Consider the following 15,213-nt stretch of genomic DNA (forward strand, 5'->3'; position numbering starts at 1 on the left):
TATGATCGCGTGACGATCAGGTGGGGTGGCTTACGGGTTCAGCGCCGCCACAAGGTGGCGCTCGAGAAACTCGTCCAGGCTGTCGGTGACGGCGTTCTTGTCCTTGGCCAGCTCATCGATACGCCGCAGGGCGATGGCTTGATCGGCGAAGGGCTCGTGCAGGAAGGCCAGCTGTTCGGCGTCGTCCATCACGCCGCCCTGTAGCGCCAGGGAGATGCGGGAATCTTTCGACAGGCCGTCCTGATAGCCGGGCTCCACGCTGCACAGATAGCGTTTGGCGGCCACATGCAGGCGTATGGGCTCGCTCACGGCCAGGGGAAGGCGCGCCGCCGCCCATTCGGCCCCCAGGGCTTCGTGCAGATCGTCGACGCCCTCTTCCGCGGGGGCCTCGCCCAGATCGTGGATCATGTGCCCGACATCGTGCAGCAGGCAGGCGATGACGAGGGATGACGACAAGGCCTGCGCTTCGGCATGGGCGGCCGACTGAAGGGCGTGCTGCAGCTGATTGATGCCGTAAAGGCCGTAGGGGCGCTGGGCGTTGCCCAGATAGATGTCGCGGATCTCGCTAAGCAGGGCGGGGGCGGGGTTTGTCATAAAAATATCAAATCCATCATGCGATGACATTTGATATTGTTATAATGCGGTTCCCTTTAGTCCAGCAAGGCGAATGAAGGCCGAAACCGCCGGAATTTCCATGTTTTCACGCAAGGTGACGATGTAAACGCCGCCGGTGCGGGGCATGCCGTGGACGGGCAAGGCCTTCAGTCGGACGTCGTGTCCGATTTCGCCATCCAGAATACAGCCGAAGCCGATGCCGTGGGCGGTGGCTTCCTTAACCGCTTCACGGCTTTCGACGATGAAGCCCCTTTCCACGCTGGTGGCGCTTCGGCCGAGCGCGATTTCCGTCAGGGCGCGCGTCACCGAGCCCTCCTCCCGCAGGACCAGCGGCAGACCGCCCAACTCACGGGCTTCGATGTGAGCGCGCTGGGCGAAGGGGTGATCGACGGGCACCATCAGGTTGAGCGACTGCTCGAAAACCAGGTGGCAGGCCAGGATCGGATCGGGCTCCAGCAGCGAAATGATCGCCACATCGGCCCGACATTCCATCACATCCTGCGTCAGGGAGCGCGTATTGCCCAACCGGGTGGAAATCTCGATATCCGGATAGGTGCGCCTGAATTGACTGATCAGCTGCATGGTCGCCGGCGGCGTCGAAAAGCCGATCGACATGCGTCCGCGCTTCAATCCACTGAATAGATTGGCGGTCATCTCGAAATCGTCGACGCGGCTGATGACCAGCCGCGCCCGCGTATAGAGCTCGCGCCCGGCGTCGGTCAGGTTCTGGTTCTGGGTGCGCCGGTTCAGCAGCCGAACGCCGCAGATCTGTTCCAGCGCGTTGATCTGATTGGAGATGTTTGGCTGGGAAACGCCCAGCACGGCGGCCGCGCGCGAGAAGGAGCCTTGATCGACGACGGTGACGAAGGCCTTCAGCGCCCCGATCGACAGGCTGCCGGCTTCACGGCGGCGGCTACGCTCGGCGCCATCGTCAGGCGAAACGGCCATGATTCTCTCTTCGACAGGTGACTGACCCGGACCATACAAATCGGGACCGGAAACTCAAACAGACCTTGGCTCGGGGGCCAGTCACTCGCCTGGAGGCCAAAGAAAAGCCCTTCCGGCGCGAGCCGGAAGGGCAAGGAAAAAGATTAAGTCTGATCAGTAGGAATAGGCGACGCGCAGGATAAAGTTCCGGCCCGGCTCCATGTAGTCCTTTTGATAGGTCGGGTTCTTACCCTTGGTCGTATAGTAACGGTGGCCATCCAGGATATTCTGAACGTCGAAGTCGACCGTCAGCCCGTGGCGAATGTTGTAGCGGGTATGCAGGTCGAGCGACTTGTTAGGCTGCACCCACTTGTCGACCGCGTTGTCGCGCGTGTCTTCGATATAAGCGCCTTGATACTGATAGCTGAGTTTGGCTTCGATACCGTACTTCTGATAGGTCAGAGAGGTGTTGTAGATCAGGTCCGGCGCCTGCAGGAACGTGATCGGATGGCCGCGACGATAGTCCAGGCCCGTTTCGGCCTCGGACGTCTGCGAGGTGACGTTGGCCTCGACGCCGAAGCCGTCGAACGGCGCCGAAAGACCTTCGAACGACTTGATCAGGTTCAGTTCCACGCCCGTCAGGGTCGCGTCCTCGCCGTTCTGCGGCTGAGTGATGGTGATCGTGCCTTCCTTGGTCGGAGCGTTGACCGAGCGGCCGTTGGTGAAGATGAAGTTCTTGATCTTCTTGTGGAAGACGCCGACGGACACCACGCTGGAGCGATCCGGATACCATTCGGCCGACAGGTCGAAATTGACCGACTCACCGGGCTTCAGGTCCGGATTGCCGCGGCTGATGGCGATGATTTCCTTGGTCGCGGGATCGCGGGTCACGCTTTCGCCGCGCGAGATGTTCGAATATTCCGGACGCGAGAAGCTGGTCCAGATCGCGCCGCGATAGACCAGGGTCTCGCCCTGACGGTAGACAGCGGTGATGCTGGGCAGGAAGTTGGTGTAGTCGCGGTTGGTCTTGCCGAACCCCGACGTCGTGGCGTCGGCGATCCACGCGGTGGTTTCCACCTTGGTGTGTTCGACGCGGGCGCCGCCGACGACTTCGAGATTGCCCGACCTGACATGGGCCAGCGCGTAGCCGGCATAGATGGTTTCCGAGCCCTTCTTGTCGTCCTTGCTGAGGTCCGCGGTCGAATAGGACACCGGATTGGCGGCGCGCGCCGCGTTCACCGCGGTGATGACCCGTTCGCGGCTCAGGATGGAGCCATAGTAGTAGCGGTTCTTGAAGAAGCCATCGACCTGACGCTCGACCAGGCCGGACGCCGCCAGCGATTTGCCGTTCAGCGGCGTGCCGGACAAGTCCCCTTCCCAGATCGGGGTGGAGTCATATTCGCGCTCTGACTTGAGATACTTGAAGCCGCCCTTCACATAGTCGATCAGGCCGTCCATCTCATAACGAGCATCGAACTTCAGCGCGGTGCGGGCGTCGGACTGCTTGTCCTTGTTCATCGACGCGCCGTCGAACGGCAGCAGATCGTCGCGGTGATCGACATTGGCCGCATAGGCCGGAAGCTGCGCCAGCGGGAAGCGCGGATCGGCCGACGACCACAGGATGCCGGTCGAGTTGAACATAGGATCGGTCGAGCACTTATCGCAGTTGTAGCCGATGCCGTAGTACAGCGGCGTGCCCTTCTCGCCATAGGAGTAGCTGAGGTCGTAGTCGAGCGTCAGACGCTCGAAGCGGCTCTGGCCCCCCGCGTTGATCGTGTAGAGCGAGGACTCCTGGTCCTGGGACTCATGGGTGCGGGCGAACTGGAACGCCTTGGGGTTCCACACGCCCGAACGGCCAAACAGCGACCAGTACGAGTTGCCCGACTTGCGGTCGGCGTCGGTGATCAGGCCGTCCTTGTCCGTGTCGACGATCTGGCCGACGGTGTAGCCGTAGATGTTGCCCTTCACCGCATCGCGGCCGGTGATCATCTGCTCCGGCTGCAGAAGGGTCGTGTCTTCCAGGTTGACCTGCGTCAGGCGCTTGGTGGGACGGCTGCGGAAGTCCGTGTAGTCATTGGTGCCCGTGCGGTTCAGCTTGGCGTACTGGCCGCGGACATAGAAGTTGTGCTGGTCGATCTGATAGTCGGCCGAGAAGTTGCCGCCAAAGCGCTCCTGTTCGCCGCGACGGAAGTCCAGGTCGATGCCCGGCAGATACATCGAGCGGCTGTCGATCGGTTCGATCGAGTCCTTGCGCCAGCGGTAGGGCTCCCACTCGCCGTCGTTCTCGGACTCTTCGTTGGTGTAGTGGCTCTTGCCGTAATAGACCGATCCGAACAAACCAAAGCGTCCATCGCCGAACTTGCGCGCGCCGTCGATCTGGATCTGGCCGCTGCCGGCCGGCTCGTCCTGCTTCTGGGCGCGGTCATTGAGGCCGTAGGAGGCGAAGACGCGCAGGGTGGGCTTGCGGAAGTCGAAGGCGGTCGGGGTGACGAAGTTGACCGAACCGCCGATGGCGTCACCGTCCAGATCGGGCGTCAGCGTCTTGTTGACCGAGATCGCCTTCAGGCCGTTGGGCGGCAGGACCGTCATCGACATCTTGCGCGAGCTGGCGTCCGTCAGCGCCACGCGCACGCCGTTGATCGAATAGGCGTTGTAGGTGCTGGCCAGGCCGCGGATGGAGACGTATTCGCCTTCGCCGGTCTCCTGATTGACGACGACGTTGACGCCGGGGATGCGGGCCAGGGCGTCGGCCACGTTCGCGTCAGGCAGCTTGCCCAGATCGTCGGCGGAAATGACATTGACGACGCCGGTGGCCTTTTTCTGATCCTGGATCGAGTTGGCGGTCGACAGGCGCTGACCGGTGATGACCACCTCGCTGACGGCGTCGTCGGCGGAGGGTTTGGCCTTGGCTTTCGGGGCCTGCGTATTGGCCGTCTGGGCGTGGACGGCCGGAGCGAAGGCGAGCGCGAAGACGCTGACGCCGGTCAGGGCCGCGAGCTTGAGACGCGATGGCGGGTCGAACATGGATAACTCCGTTGATTGTGTCCCGACGCCCGCTCAAGGCGCGCGCCGTCCCCCTCCCGTCGGCGATCACCGACGGGTTAACGCCCTGAAAAGCCCGGCAAGGAGGCGGTTCAGGGAAGAGCTGTGCGAGGCTGGATCCCGTTTGCGATGCGACGTTCGTGAAGCCCCCTTGACGAACGAAGATATAAAAAATGCAAATGAGACGCGTGTATCTATACGATTAAAGTATGACGGCTTGTTGACGCCGCGACGTGCCGACGCTGGCTTTCATCTGGGCTGGATAGGCGTCCGCGGAGGCCAGATGCGGCTGGTGTCGCCGAAGGTTCCCGGGCTCGGTCAGATCCGGCGAGCGGGTGGAGGCTCGACGGCGCGCGCGGGCGTGCTAGCGTCCTCCGCTCAAGTTGGATGGGGACGGATCGAATGCGTGAGGGGATCAAGGCCGCGGTGTTGGCGGCGGGCGTGCTGGCGGCGGGCGCGGCGAACGCGGCGCAGGTCGAGGCGGTCAGCGCCGCGCGGCTGCTGGACGTGGCCAGCGGCAAGTATGTCGACAACCCGTTGGTGATCGTCACCGACGGTCGCATCACCAGCGTCGGCAAGAAGGGCGATGCGGTTCCGACGGGGGCCAAGGTCGTCGACCTGCCAGGCGCGACCCTGCTGCCGGGCCTGATCGACATGCACACCCATATCGACGGCCTGGCCGAGATCGGCGGCTATAACAGCCTGGAATACAGCGATCGCTTCTGGAGCGTGGTGCAGGTCGCCAACGCGAAGAAGACGCTGGAGGCGGGTTTCACGACCATCCGCAACGTCGGCTCGGCCGACTTCGACGACGTCGGCCTGCGCGAGGCGATCGACGGCGGCTATGTGATCGGTCCGCGCATCGTCACGGCGACCTGGGCGATCGGCGCGACCGGCGGCCACTGCGACTCGACCTTCTTCCCGCCGTCGATGGACGAGAAGGGGCCCTACAACATCGACAGTCCGGACGAAGCACGCAAGGCGGTCCGGACGCTGAAGAAGTACGGCGCCCAGGTGATCAAGATCTGCGCGACGGGCGGGGTGTTCTCGCGCGGCGACGAGCCGGGCCAGCAGCAACTGACCTATGAGGAGATGCACGCCGTGGCCGACGAGGCCCACATGGCCGGCATCAGGGTCGCCGCCCACGCCCACGGCGCGGCGGGCATCCGCGAGGCGATCAAGGCGGGCATCGACACCATCGAGCACGCCAGCCTGGTCGACGACGAGGGGATCAAGCTGGCGGTCCAGCACGGGACATACTTCTCGATGGACATCTACAACACCGACTACACCCAGGCCGAGGGCAAGAAGAACGGCGTCCTGGAGGATAACCTGCGCAAGGACCGCGACATTGGCGAGATCCAGCGCCAGAACTTCAAGAAGGCGCTGAAGGCTGGGGTGAAGATGATCTACGGCACCGACGCCGGGGTCTATCCGCACGGCGACAACGCCAAGCAGTTCGCGGTCATGGTCCGCTATGGCGCCACGCCGCTGCAGGCGATCCAGGCCGCGACGATCACCGCCGCCGAGGCCCTGGGCCAGTCCAAGGACGTCGGCCAGGTCGCCGTCGGCCGCTGGGGCGACATCATCGCGGTGGCGGGTGACCCGCTGGCCGACGTAACGGTGCTGGAAAAGCCGGTGTTCGTGATGAAGGGCGGCGCGGTGGTGAGGCAGCCCTAGGTCAGAGTCTCGACTATCGGGCGGGGAGCGCCTAAGTGCAGCGCTCCCCATTCACAGGACCTAAGACGACGTGATCGCCTTCGAGGCTGTTTCCAAGACCTATGCGGCCTCAAGCAAGGAAGGGGGCGCTCACGCGGCCCTTCGCGGGGTCTCGCTGTCGGTGAAGGCCGGCGAGGTGTTCGGCGTGATCGGCGCCTCGGGCGCGGGCAAGTCGACGCTGATCCGGCTGATCAACGGGCTGGAGACGCCGACCGGCGGCAAGGTGATCGTCGACGGCGACGACGTCGCGGCCCTGGGCGTCGAGGGCCTGCGCGCCCTGCGTCGCCGGGTCGGGATGATCTTCCAGCACTTCAACCTGCTGTCGGGCAAGACCGTCGCCCAGAACGTCGCCTTCCCGCTGAGGCTGGCCGGTCGTCCGGCCGCCGAGGTCAAGGCGCGCACGGCCGAGCTGCTGGAGCGGGTGAGCCTCACCGCCCACGCCGACAAGTATCCGGCCCAGCTGTCGGGCGGCCAGAAGCAACGGGTCGGCATCGCCCGGGCGCTGGCGACCAATCCCAAGGTCCTGCTGTGCGACGAGGCCACCAGCGCCCTCGACCCGGAGACCACCGAACAGATTCTCGACCTGATCTCGGGCCTGAACCGCGAGCTGGGCCTGACCATCGTGCTGATCACCCACGAGATGGACGTGGTCCGCCGCGTCTGCGACCGCGTCGCCGTGCTGGACGCGGGGCGCTTGGTGGAGGAGGGGCCCGTCGAGGACGTCTTCCTGCATCCCAAGAGCGCCACCGCCCGCCGCTTCGTGCGCGAGGCCGATGGCGAACCCGCCGCCGACGCCGCCCTGTCGGGTCGCGTGGTGCGCCTGACCTTCCGGGGCGAGGCGACCTACAAGCCGGTGCTGGGCGAGGTGGCCCGGACCACCGGCGTCGACTATTCGATCCTGGGCGGGCGCATCCACCGCCTGCGCGAGACGCCCTACGGCCAGCTGACCCTGGCCCTGACCGGTGGCGACGTCGCCGCGGCCATCGCTCAGTTCCAGGCCTCCGGCGTGCGCGTCGACGAGCTGTCCGGGGAGACCGCCCGATGAGCGTCTCGAACATCGACTGGAGCGAGATCGGCCAGGCGACCATCGACACCCTGTCGATGCTGGGCGGTTCGCTGGTGCTGACCATCGCCCTGGGCCTGCCGCTGGGCGTCATCCTGTTCCTGACCGGCAAGGGCCAGATGCTGGAGAATAAGGTCGCCAACGGCCTGTTGTCGCTGCTGGTCAATGTCCTGCGCTCGGTGCCGTTCGTGATCCTGCTGATCGTGATGATCCCGCTGACCGTGGCGCTGGTGGGCACCTCGCTGGGCGTGGCCGGCGCCATCCCGCCGCTGGTGGTGGGCGCGGCGCCGTTCTTCGCGCGCCTGGTGGAGACCGCCTTGCGCGAGGTCGACAAAGGGGTGATCGAGGCCAGCTTCGCCATGGGCGCCAAGCGGCGTCAGGTGGTGCTGGGCGCGTTGTTGCCCGAGGCGCTGCCGGGCCTGGTGGCCGCCGCGACCGTCACCGCCGTGGCCCTGGTCTCCTACACCGCCATGGCTGGCGTGGTCGGCGCCGGCGGCCTGGGCGACCTCGCCATCCGCTTCGGCTACCAGCGCTTCCAGACCGACGTGATGATCGTCACCGTCGTGCTGATGCTGGTGCTGGTCCAGGTGCTGCAGATGATCGGCGATGCGGTGGTGCGTCGCGTTTCGCACAAATAGAGCTGACGATGATCGACGATATCGACCAAGGCGACCAACCCCTCGACGCTCATTGGGACGCCGCCTTCGCCAAGAGCATGCTTGGCAAGACCCTGCTGATGAACCTGACCTTCCTCGACGAGGACGGCGAGGTGGCCGAGCGCCAGCAGTTCTTCGGCGTGGTGATCGACGCCACCGAGGACGAAGGCATCGTGCTGGACCTGCTGGGCGAGCACGATGGCGACACCTACACCCTGCCGCCCCAGACCTCGGCCATCCAGGTCGCCGAGGCGGGCGTCACCACCCTGGCCGGCGAAACGCCCGACTTCATCGCCAACTGGGTCATCCACGGTGAGCCGGACGTACCCGAGCCGGCGAACGACGAGGACTAGAGGCCTCGGGGTCGTCCTCGCCCTTCGACAAGCTCTGGGTGAGGACGAATGCTGACGTTCGGGTAGAAACCTCATCCTGAGCTTGTCGAAGGACGAGGTTTCGGTCCCTAGGCCTGGTCGAACGGGTGCGGCAGGCGGCCGGCCTTGAACAGGATGTCGGGGTTCTCGTCGTAGTCGCCCAGTTCGACATCGGCGCTGGCCGAAAAGGCGACGACGCCTTCGCGCAGCGGCGCCAGCCGCTCGGCCTTGCGGCGCGCCTCTTCCGCCGTCTTGCAGCCGATCTGCTGTTCGGCCTTCAGGCCCTTGCCGCGTCCCGCGACATAGGCTTGCACGATGTGGACGGTTTCCTTGGCCATCCCCCTCCAAGCCGCCTGTTCGGAGGCCGGGTCAAGCGATCGCTCGACAGGCCCTCAGGAAATCTGATTTCCTCAAGAGGCGCTGACGGGGCAAAAGCCTACCCGTCAGATCGCCTTATGGAGCCGTTCATGGTCGCCCGCCGCGCTATTCTCGTTCTCGGCCTCGCCGCCATGACGCTCGCTGCGTGCGGCCCGAAGGAACCCAAGGCCAGCGCGCCCGACACCCTGACCGTGGCCGCCACCGCCGTGCCGCACGCCGAGGTGCTGGAATTCATCAAGCCGAAGCTGGCCGCCGAGGGGCTGAACATCGAGATCAAGGTGTTCAACGACTACGTCCAGCCCAACACCCAGGTGGCCGAGAAGCGCATCGACGTCAGCTATTTCGAGACGTTGCCGTATCTGGAGAGCTTCAACCACGACAAGGGCGCGAACCTGATCCCGATCCAGGGCGTCCACGTCGAGCCGATCGGCGCCTATTCGTCGAAGTGGAAGTCGATCGCCGCCTTGCCGGACGGCGCCACCGTGGCCATTCCCAACGACGGCAGCACCGAGGGGCGGTCGCTGATCCTGCTGGCCAAGAACGGCGTCATCACCCTGAAGGACCCCACGAACGCCCTGGCCACGCTCCGCGACATCACCGGCAATCCGAAGAACCTGAAGTTCAAGGAGCTGGAAGCGCCGGCCCTGCCGCGCGTGCTGAACCAGGTCGATCTGGCGGTGATCAACACCAACTACGCGCTGGACGCCAAGCTGAACCCGTCCAAGGACGCTCTGATCATCGAGGACAAGACCAGTCCCTACGTGAACTACCTGGTCGGACGTCCGGACAACAAGGACGACCCGCGCGTCAAGAAGCTGGCCGCGGCCCTGACGACGCCGGAGGTCAAGGCCTTCATGGAGCAGAAGTACGCAGGGGCGGTGATCCCGGCGTTCTAGTCGCCCTAGCCACCCCTGAAATTTCACATTACCTATCAGCGACCGCCGCTCACGGATCGCCCATGGCCTCGCCTTCGCTCAACGCCGCTCGCACCCTGGTGCTGGACGTCGCCAACTCCTCGGGGCTCGAGGACTGGTCGCCGGACCTGCAGAAGACCAAGGTCTACGAGCGGATCCTGCTGGACCTGATCCTGGGTGAGCTGCCGGCCGGCGCGCGTCTGGACGAGCAGTCGCTGGCCGCCCACTACGACACCGGCCTGGCCGGGGTGCGTGACGCGCTGGGCCGCCTGGCGCTGGAGGGTCTGGTGATCCGCCGGGCCCGCTCGGGCACCACGGTCGCGCCGCTGGATCTGGTCGAGCTGCGCCAGGGTTACGACGCCCGGGTGCTGATCGAGCCGCACTGCGCCAGCCTGGCGGCCAAGCACGCCTCCAAGGGCGAGGCCCAGACGATGTACGACGTCTTCGCCGAGGGCGAGGCGGCCGCCAAGATCTGCGACCTGCCGGCCCTGGTGGCCATGGACCTGCGCTTCCACGCCCTGGTCGCCCGCGCCTCCGGCAACCTGGCCCTGGCCCGGATCCTGATCCCGCTGCAGCACAAGGCCGCCCGCTTCTGGGTGTTTTCGTTCAACGGCGCCACGGAACAGGAACTGCTGGACGAGATCGAGGAGCACCGCCAGGTCGCCCGCGTCATCGCCGGCGGCGACGCCGAGGCCTCGCGCAACGCCATGCTGCGGATCCTGAACGTCCAGCCGGAAGCCCAGACCCGGCCGCACGTCGGCGCGGCTTAGACGCCTGGATCCTCCCCCGCATCGCAGGGGAGCACCTTCACAAGATCTGCGTCTTTCCGGCCACAGAGCCTTCGCAATCTCCACTGAAATGTCAGAAGGCATTTTGACGAAGATCAAGACATACCCAGATATCGGAGCGTGACCGCCAGGCCTTCCCGCCCGTCGGCGTGAAGGCCGAAACTCCGATGCCGTCCAGAAGCGTTCTCCTGTCCGCCAGCATCCTGGCTCTTTCGAGCACGACCGCGTTCGCGGCGCATGCGGAAGACCAGGTGGCCGATCAGGTCGATGCGGTGATCATCGTGGCGCGCGACAAGGCGGGCCTGCTGGAAAAGCAGCCGAGCACGAGCGTCTTCGGCCTCGCCAAGCCGTTGATCGAGACGCCGCGCTCTGCCAGCCTGGTCAGCGACGTGACGCTTGAGCGCTACGGGGTGCTGACCCTGGACGGCGTGACCAAGGTCTCGCCCGGAACCCACACCGCCAGCTTCTACGGCGTGCCCGGGGCGCTCAACATCCGCGGCACCCTGGCCGAGAACTACTTCAGGGGCTTCAAGCGGGTGGAGAACCGCGGGACCTATTCGACCCCGATCGGCGGGGCCTCGCGCATCGAGATCCTGCGCGGCCCGCCGACCCCGGTCTATGGCGCCGGCAAGGTCGGCGGCCTGGTCAACTTCATCCCCAAGTCAGCCCGCGACGAGGGCCGCTTCCTGGCCAAGCCGGAGGGTGAGCTCACCGCCACGGTCGGCAGCTACAACAAGAAGCTGGTCACCGGCCAGTTCGGCGCGCCCGTGAACCTCGGCGGGGCCGAGGGCGGCGTCTATGTCTATGGCGAGGCCGAGGACAGCCACAGCTACTACAAGGGCGTCTATCCGCGTCACCAGACGCTGGAGGTCTCGTCTGACTTCGACCTTGGGAAAGGCTGGAGCACGGCCTTCGGCGGCATGGCGTTCCACTCGGACGGCGACGTGCAGACGCCGGGCTGGAACCGCCTGACCCAGGACCTGATCGACAACCGGACCTACATCACCGGCCGCGACACCTCGCTGGTCGACGCCGACCACAACGGCAAGCTGACGCCCAATGAAGTGGGGTTCTACCCCTACTCCAGCGCCCTCTACATCCCGTATTACGGCTTCCCGGCGTCCGATGCGGCCCACACCTTGGACACCGGCGTCGGCACGACGAAGCTGGACAGACGCACGGTCTATATCAGTCCCGCCGACTTCTCGAAGACCAACACCCGGACGCTCTATTTCGACCTCGCCAAGGACCTGGGCGGCGACCGCGCGATCAAGCTGCAGCTGTTCCATGACCGCCTGGAGAACCGCCGCTTCGTCTCCTATGGCTATCCGGCCACGACCGACGCCAAGGTCAGCGAGATTCGCCTGACCTACGCCTTCCCGACCGATGTCGGCGCCGTCCGCGCCCGCACCCTGGTCGGCGGCGCGCACCGCTGGTTCGAGGGTCGCCGGCGCGAGAGCTTCAACAGCGGCCTGATCGCGCTCGATCGCCGCGACATCAGCTTCGGCCCCACGCCGACCGACACCATCGACAGCCCGTTCGACACGGAAGCCGGCGACATCGGCCTGCAGTGGGAGAACGACAACCGCTCGACCTGGAAGCAGACCGGCGTCTTCGTCACCTCCGACATCGAGGCCGGGCGCTTCAACCTGGTGCTGGGCGGCCGCTGGGACCACTACAGCGTCGAGAGCCAGGACACCGGCGTCCTCAGCTACGTCATCGCCGGCAAGCAGGCGGACGATCGGAACAAGGCCACCTACGGCGCCAGCCTGACCTACAAGCTGCCGATCGGCCTGATGCCCTATGTCAGCTACGCCAAGGCCGCCGCGCTGGAGATGAGCCAGGCCGGCGACGTCGCGCCAAACCTGGTGGCCGACGGCTCGTGGCTGTCGAGCTCGGACCTGACCGAGGCGGGCGTGAAGTTCCAGCTGCTGCGCGGGGCGCTGATCGGCTCGGTCGCGGCCTACAGACAGAACCGCACCCAGGTGACCGGCGCCATCGCCCCGCCGGTCGTGCAGGGCACGCGCGCCAAGGGCGTCGAGGTCGAGGTCCGCTGGCTGGCGTCGGAGCATCTGTCCTTCACCTTCGCCGGCAACAGCCAGCGCACGACGATCAAGGGGCCGGACGCCTCGTTCCAGTACATCCCGGCCTACACCGCCGGCGTGCCTGGCGCACAGGGCTATGGCGGCTCGTACGTGGTGTGGAGCTTCGCGAGCCTGCCGGGGCGCGGTGGCGACTACGCCTACACCCTGATCCCGAAGTCGGTGGTCAGCCTGTACGGAACCTACACCAGCAAGGGCTACGACTGGGGCCAGGCCGGCGCGACGGTCGGCGTCAGCCATGTCAGCCGCACGGCGGGCACGGTGCAGAACGCCGTGCGCTATCCGTCCTATTCGGTGGTCAACGCTTCAGCTTTCGTGAACCGTGGGCCGTACACCCTGTCGGTCAATATCGATAACCTGCTCAACAAGTTCTATTTCACCCCCGACGCCGACACCTACGCCAACCTCGGCGCCTTGCCGGGCAAGGGGAGGGAGTGGCGGGCCACCCTGAAGCGGACGTTCTGATCGTGACGACATCTTTGTCTGAAGCTCCCCCGCGAGGCGGGGGAGTGGCCTCTGACGACCGCTTCCGCCCGTGGCTGCTGCTGGCGGCGTTCAGCCTGCTGCTGTTCCTGATCACCGCCTCGACCTACGGCTCGCTGGGCGTCGTCCTGCCGGCGATGATCGGCGAGCTGAAGTGGAGCTTCGAGAAGGCGTTCCTGGGCTTTTCGGTGCTGGGCGTCTTCACCGGCGCCTCGTCGTGGCTGCCGGCCATCCTGATCCGCCGGATCGGCGTGCGCGGCACGCTGCTGCTGGGCGCGGGGGTGCTGGCGGCCGGGTTCCTGGGGCTGGCTAATTCCGAGAGCCTGCTCAGCTACTATGTCGGGGCGGCGGCCTGTGGCGTCGGCTTCCAGATGGCGGCGCTGATCCCCGGCACCCATGTCCTGTCGTCGCTGTTCCGTAAGCGCGCCCTGCCGTTCGGCGTCTACTTCACATTCGGCTCGCTGGGCGGCGCGGCCGGGCCGTGGATGACCCTGACCCTGATGGGCATGAGCGGCAACGACTGGCGAGCCTACTGGATCGTCCAGGCCGGGCTGGCCGCCGTCGTCGGCCTGGCCTGCGCCCTGATGGTCGGCGGCTCCAAGTGGCTGAGCCAGGCCGCCCATGCGGTCGACCTGGAAGTCGAGCAGGAAGCCCGCGCAGCGCCGGCCAATGCCAGCGTCTACCGCACCGCCTACGAGTGGACCGTGCCCCAGGCCCTGCGCACGCCGCAGTTCTACATCCTGGTCGCCGCCTATTTCAGCCACCTGCTGGTCGGCGTGACCGTGGCCAGCGTCTCGGTGACTCACCTGACGGAGCTGGGAGTCGCCGCGGGCGTCGCCTCGGTCGCGGCCGCGGCGCTCGCGGCCAAGATGCTGAGCCTGGAATCGCTGATGCAGACCCTGGCCCGACTGGCCGGCGGAGCGCTGGGCGACCGGGTCGATCCGCGCTGGCTGCTGATCTTCGCGCAAGGGATGCTGGTCGTCGGCCTGCTGGCCCTGGCCAAGGCCGCGAGCCCGGCCCTGATGCTGCTCTACGCCATCGGCACGGGTGTGGGCTTCGGCCTGACCGTGCTGGCCGTGACCGTGCTGCTGCTGAACTATTATGGCCGGCAGTCGAACCTGGAGCTGTTCTCCCTGACCTGCCTGGTCGGCGCGGTCTCGGCGGCTGGGCCGTTCATCGCCGGGGCCATGCGTGACCGGCTGGGCGGCTTCTCGCCGACCTTCGAACTGTTCGCGGCGGTGACGGCGGTGGTGTTCGTCGCCGTCCTGGCCATGCGGCCGCCTAAAGCGCCCGCAACCTAGGCTGACAAAGAAAAAGCCGCCCCGGCGAACCGGGGCGGCTTCGTCTTTTCGTCTCTAAGCTTGAGTGAGCTTAGAACGCGGCCTTCAGGCTGACGACGACGCGGCTGTCGTAGATCTTGCCGAAGCTGTGCTCGTCGGTGTCGTGATAGCGCAGATCAGCCGACAGTTTGTCGGTCAAGGCGTAGGCGACGCCGACGTTCCAGGTGTTGTAGTCGCCGTAGTTCTTGATGCCTTGGTGGCCGACGGCGCCGCTCAGGGTGAACTTCGGCGCGATCGGCACGGCGGCGTTGGCTTCGACATAGGTCGAATCGCCGCCCTTGCCCGGATATTCCGGCGAGTAGAACACGGCGGCGCCCAGGGTGGCCGGGCCGAAGGCGCGCGAAACGGCGCCCTTCAGTTCGACATAGCCGTACTGGCCGGGGGTCAGGCCCTTGTCCTTGACGTAGCCGTAGTACAGCACGCCGAAGTCGAACGAAGTGTCGCCCACGGTCGGCTTGACGCCGGCGTAGATGTCGATTTCCGCGTCGGGGTTCTTGGCGCCGAAGTCGACGTTCGAAGCCCACACGCCAGCGTAGCCGATGCCGTAGGAGAGGTCGACGCCGCCCTGGACGGCCGGATCTTCCTGGGTTTGGCTGACACCGCGGAACACGTAATCGCTGGTGACGCCGACGTTGTACGAGAGCTTGGCTTCCTGGGCCATCGCGGCGCCCGACAGCGCAACGGTGGCGACGGCCGAGGCCAGCGCGATCTTCATGGCTTTCATAGTTCTATCCCCTTTTCTGTGTCGTTCTCCGGGCTGTGGACCCGGACCCCGACGCGCGCCTGCAAGCGCTTGCGTCCCCCAAGGATTAGTT

At 66.0% G+C, this 15,213-nt stretch carries 13 protein-coding genes and 1 pseudogene; 8 read left to right on the plus strand and 6 right to left on the minus strand.

All coding sequences use genetic code 11. The features are described from left to right. Positions 1–30: 30 nt before the first annotated feature. The 3 genes from AC1RJ9_RS22550 to AC1RJ9_RS22560 form a co-directional block, all read right to left on the minus strand. Positions 31–594, minus strand: coding sequence for an HD domain-containing protein (locus tag AC1RJ9_RS22550; protein WP_492840251.1), 564 nt, complete (start codon positions 592–594; stop codon positions 31–33). 39 nt (positions 595–633) lie between these two features. Further along, entirely contained in the window at positions 634–1,563 is a 930-nt protein-coding gene (locus AC1RJ9_RS22555) for a LysR substrate-binding domain-containing protein (RefSeq protein WP_492840249.1), read from the minus strand. A 153-nt stretch (positions 1,564–1,716) separates the two neighbouring features. Then, positions 1,717–4,566, minus strand: coding sequence for a TonB-dependent receptor (locus tag AC1RJ9_RS22560; protein WP_492840247.1), 2,850 nt, complete (start codon positions 4,564–4,566; stop codon positions 1,717–1,719). A 405-nt stretch (positions 4,567–4,971) separates the two neighbouring features. On the opposite strand from AC1RJ9_RS22560, the gene AC1RJ9_RS22565 reads away from it, so the two are divergent. The 4 genes from AC1RJ9_RS22565 to AC1RJ9_RS22580 all read left to right on the plus strand — a co-directional run bounded on the left by AC1RJ9_RS22565 (position 4,972) and on the right by AC1RJ9_RS22580 (position 8,375). Beyond that, the gene (locus AC1RJ9_RS22565) at positions 4,972–6,264 is read left to right on the plus strand and encodes a Xaa-Pro dipeptidase (RefSeq protein WP_492840245.1); all 1,293 of its coding nucleotides are present in this window, start codon (positions 4,972–4,974) and stop codon (positions 6,262–6,264) included. Positions 6,265–6,334: 70 nt separating this feature from the next. After that, positions 6,335–7,348 (plus strand): methionine ABC transporter ATP-binding protein, encoded by a 1,014-nt coding sequence (locus AC1RJ9_RS22570; protein WP_492840244.1) that lies wholly within the window; start codon positions 6,335–6,337, stop codon positions 7,346–7,348. Beyond that, positions 7,345–8,004 (plus strand): methionine ABC transporter permease, encoded by a 660-nt coding sequence (locus AC1RJ9_RS22575; RefSeq protein ID WP_125155762.1) that lies wholly within the window; start codon positions 7,345–7,347, stop codon positions 8,002–8,004. The genes AC1RJ9_RS22570 and AC1RJ9_RS22575 overlap by 4 nt, the downstream gene beginning before the upstream one ends. 8 nt (positions 8,005–8,012) lie before the next feature. After that, positions 8,013–8,375 carry a hypothetical protein gene (locus tag AC1RJ9_RS22580; RefSeq protein WP_492840241.1) on the plus strand — a complete coding sequence of 121 codons (363 nt, stop codon included), beginning with the start codon at positions 8,013–8,015 and terminating at the stop codon, positions 8,373–8,375. 11 nt (positions 8,376–8,386) lie between these two features. Here AC1RJ9_RS22580 and AC1RJ9_RS22585 read toward each other — a convergent pair. Together AC1RJ9_RS22585 and AC1RJ9_RS22590 are read right to left on the minus strand one after the other, a co-directional pair. After that, positions 8,387–8,472: pseudogene (locus AC1RJ9_RS22585) on the minus strand (hypothetical protein); the annotation flags it as partial. A 10-nt stretch (positions 8,473–8,482) separates the two neighbouring features. Beyond that, positions 8,483–8,731, minus strand: a complete 249-nt coding sequence (locus tag AC1RJ9_RS22590; protein ID WP_082009197.1) for a hypothetical protein — start codon at positions 8,729–8,731, stop codon at positions 8,483–8,485. Positions 8,732–8,848: 117 nt separating this feature from the next. On the opposite strand from AC1RJ9_RS22590, the gene AC1RJ9_RS22595 reads away from it, so the two are divergent. The 4 genes from AC1RJ9_RS22595 (at position 8,849) to AC1RJ9_RS22610 (ending at position 14,359) form a co-directional block, all read left to right on the plus strand. Beyond that, positions 8,849–9,667 (plus strand): MetQ/NlpA family ABC transporter substrate-binding protein, encoded by an 819-nt coding sequence (locus tag AC1RJ9_RS22595; protein ID WP_492840239.1) that lies wholly within the window; start codon positions 8,849–8,851, stop codon positions 9,665–9,667. A 62-nt stretch (positions 9,668–9,729) separates the two neighbouring features. After that, positions 9,730–10,455 carry a GntR family transcriptional regulator gene (locus AC1RJ9_RS22600; protein ID WP_492840237.1) on the plus strand — a complete coding sequence of 242 codons (726 nt, stop codon included), beginning with the start codon at positions 9,730–9,732 and terminating at the stop codon, positions 10,453–10,455. A 185-nt stretch (positions 10,456–10,640) separates the two neighbouring features. Beyond that, positions 10,641–13,040 (plus strand): TonB-dependent siderophore receptor, encoded by a 2,400-nt coding sequence (locus AC1RJ9_RS22605; RefSeq protein WP_492840235.1) that lies wholly within the window; start codon positions 10,641–10,643, stop codon positions 13,038–13,040. Between the two features lie 44 nt (positions 13,041–13,084). Further along, positions 13,085–14,359 carry an MFS transporter gene (locus AC1RJ9_RS22610; protein WP_492840233.1) on the plus strand — a complete coding sequence of 425 codons (1,275 nt, stop codon included), beginning with the start codon at positions 13,085–13,087 and terminating at the stop codon, positions 14,357–14,359. 70 nt (positions 14,360–14,429) lie between these two features. Here AC1RJ9_RS22610 and AC1RJ9_RS22615 read toward each other — a convergent pair whose 3' ends face one another. Then, positions 14,430–15,122 (minus strand): TorF family putative porin, encoded by a 693-nt coding sequence (locus tag AC1RJ9_RS22615; protein WP_492840231.1) that lies wholly within the window; start codon positions 15,120–15,122, stop codon positions 14,430–14,432. Positions 15,123–15,213 lie beyond the last annotated feature (91 nt).

The organism is Caulobacter sp. GW822-FHT07D08 (assembly GCF_058798735.1).

Excerpts from the sequence above, each read along its gene's own strand:
- AC1RJ9_RS22615 (WP_492840231.1), bottom strand. The coding sequence starts at position 15,122 with ATGAAAGCCATGAAGATCGCGCTGGCCTCGGCCGTCGCCACCGTTGCG.
- AC1RJ9_RS22550 (WP_492840251.1), bottom strand. The coding sequence starts at position 594 with ATGACAAACCCCGCCCCCGCCCTGCTTAGCGAGATCCGCGACATCTAT.
- AC1RJ9_RS22575 (WP_125155762.1), top strand. The coding sequence starts at position 7,345 with ATGAGCGTCTCGAACATCGACTGGAGCGAGATCGGCCAGGCGACCATC.
- AC1RJ9_RS22565 (WP_492840245.1), top strand. The coding sequence starts at position 4,972 with ATGGGGACGGATCGAATGCGTGAGGGGATCAAGGCCGCGGTGTTGGCG.
- AC1RJ9_RS22580 (WP_492840241.1), top strand. The coding sequence starts at position 8,013 with ATGATCGACGATATCGACCAAGGCGACCAACCCCTCGACGCTCATTGG.
- AC1RJ9_RS22590 (WP_082009197.1), bottom strand. The coding sequence starts at position 8,731 with ATGGCCAAGGAAACCGTCCACATCGTGCAAGCCTATGTCGCGGGACGC.
- AC1RJ9_RS22560 (WP_492840247.1), bottom strand. The coding sequence starts at position 4,566 with ATGTTCGACCCGCCATCGCGTCTCAAGCTCGCGGCCCTGACCGGCGTC.
- AC1RJ9_RS22605 (WP_492840235.1), top strand. The coding sequence starts at position 10,641 with ATGCCGTCCAGAAGCGTTCTCCTGTCCGCCAGCATCCTGGCTCTTTCG.
- AC1RJ9_RS22600 (WP_492840237.1), top strand. The coding sequence starts at position 9,730 with ATGGCCTCGCCTTCGCTCAACGCCGCTCGCACCCTGGTGCTGGACGTC.
- AC1RJ9_RS22595 (WP_492840239.1), top strand. The coding sequence starts at position 8,849 with ATGGAGCCGTTCATGGTCGCCCGCCGCGCTATTCTCGTTCTCGGCCTC.
- AC1RJ9_RS22555 (WP_492840249.1), bottom strand. The coding sequence starts at position 1,563 with ATGGCCGTTTCGCCTGACGATGGCGCCGAGCGTAGCCGCCGCCGTGAA.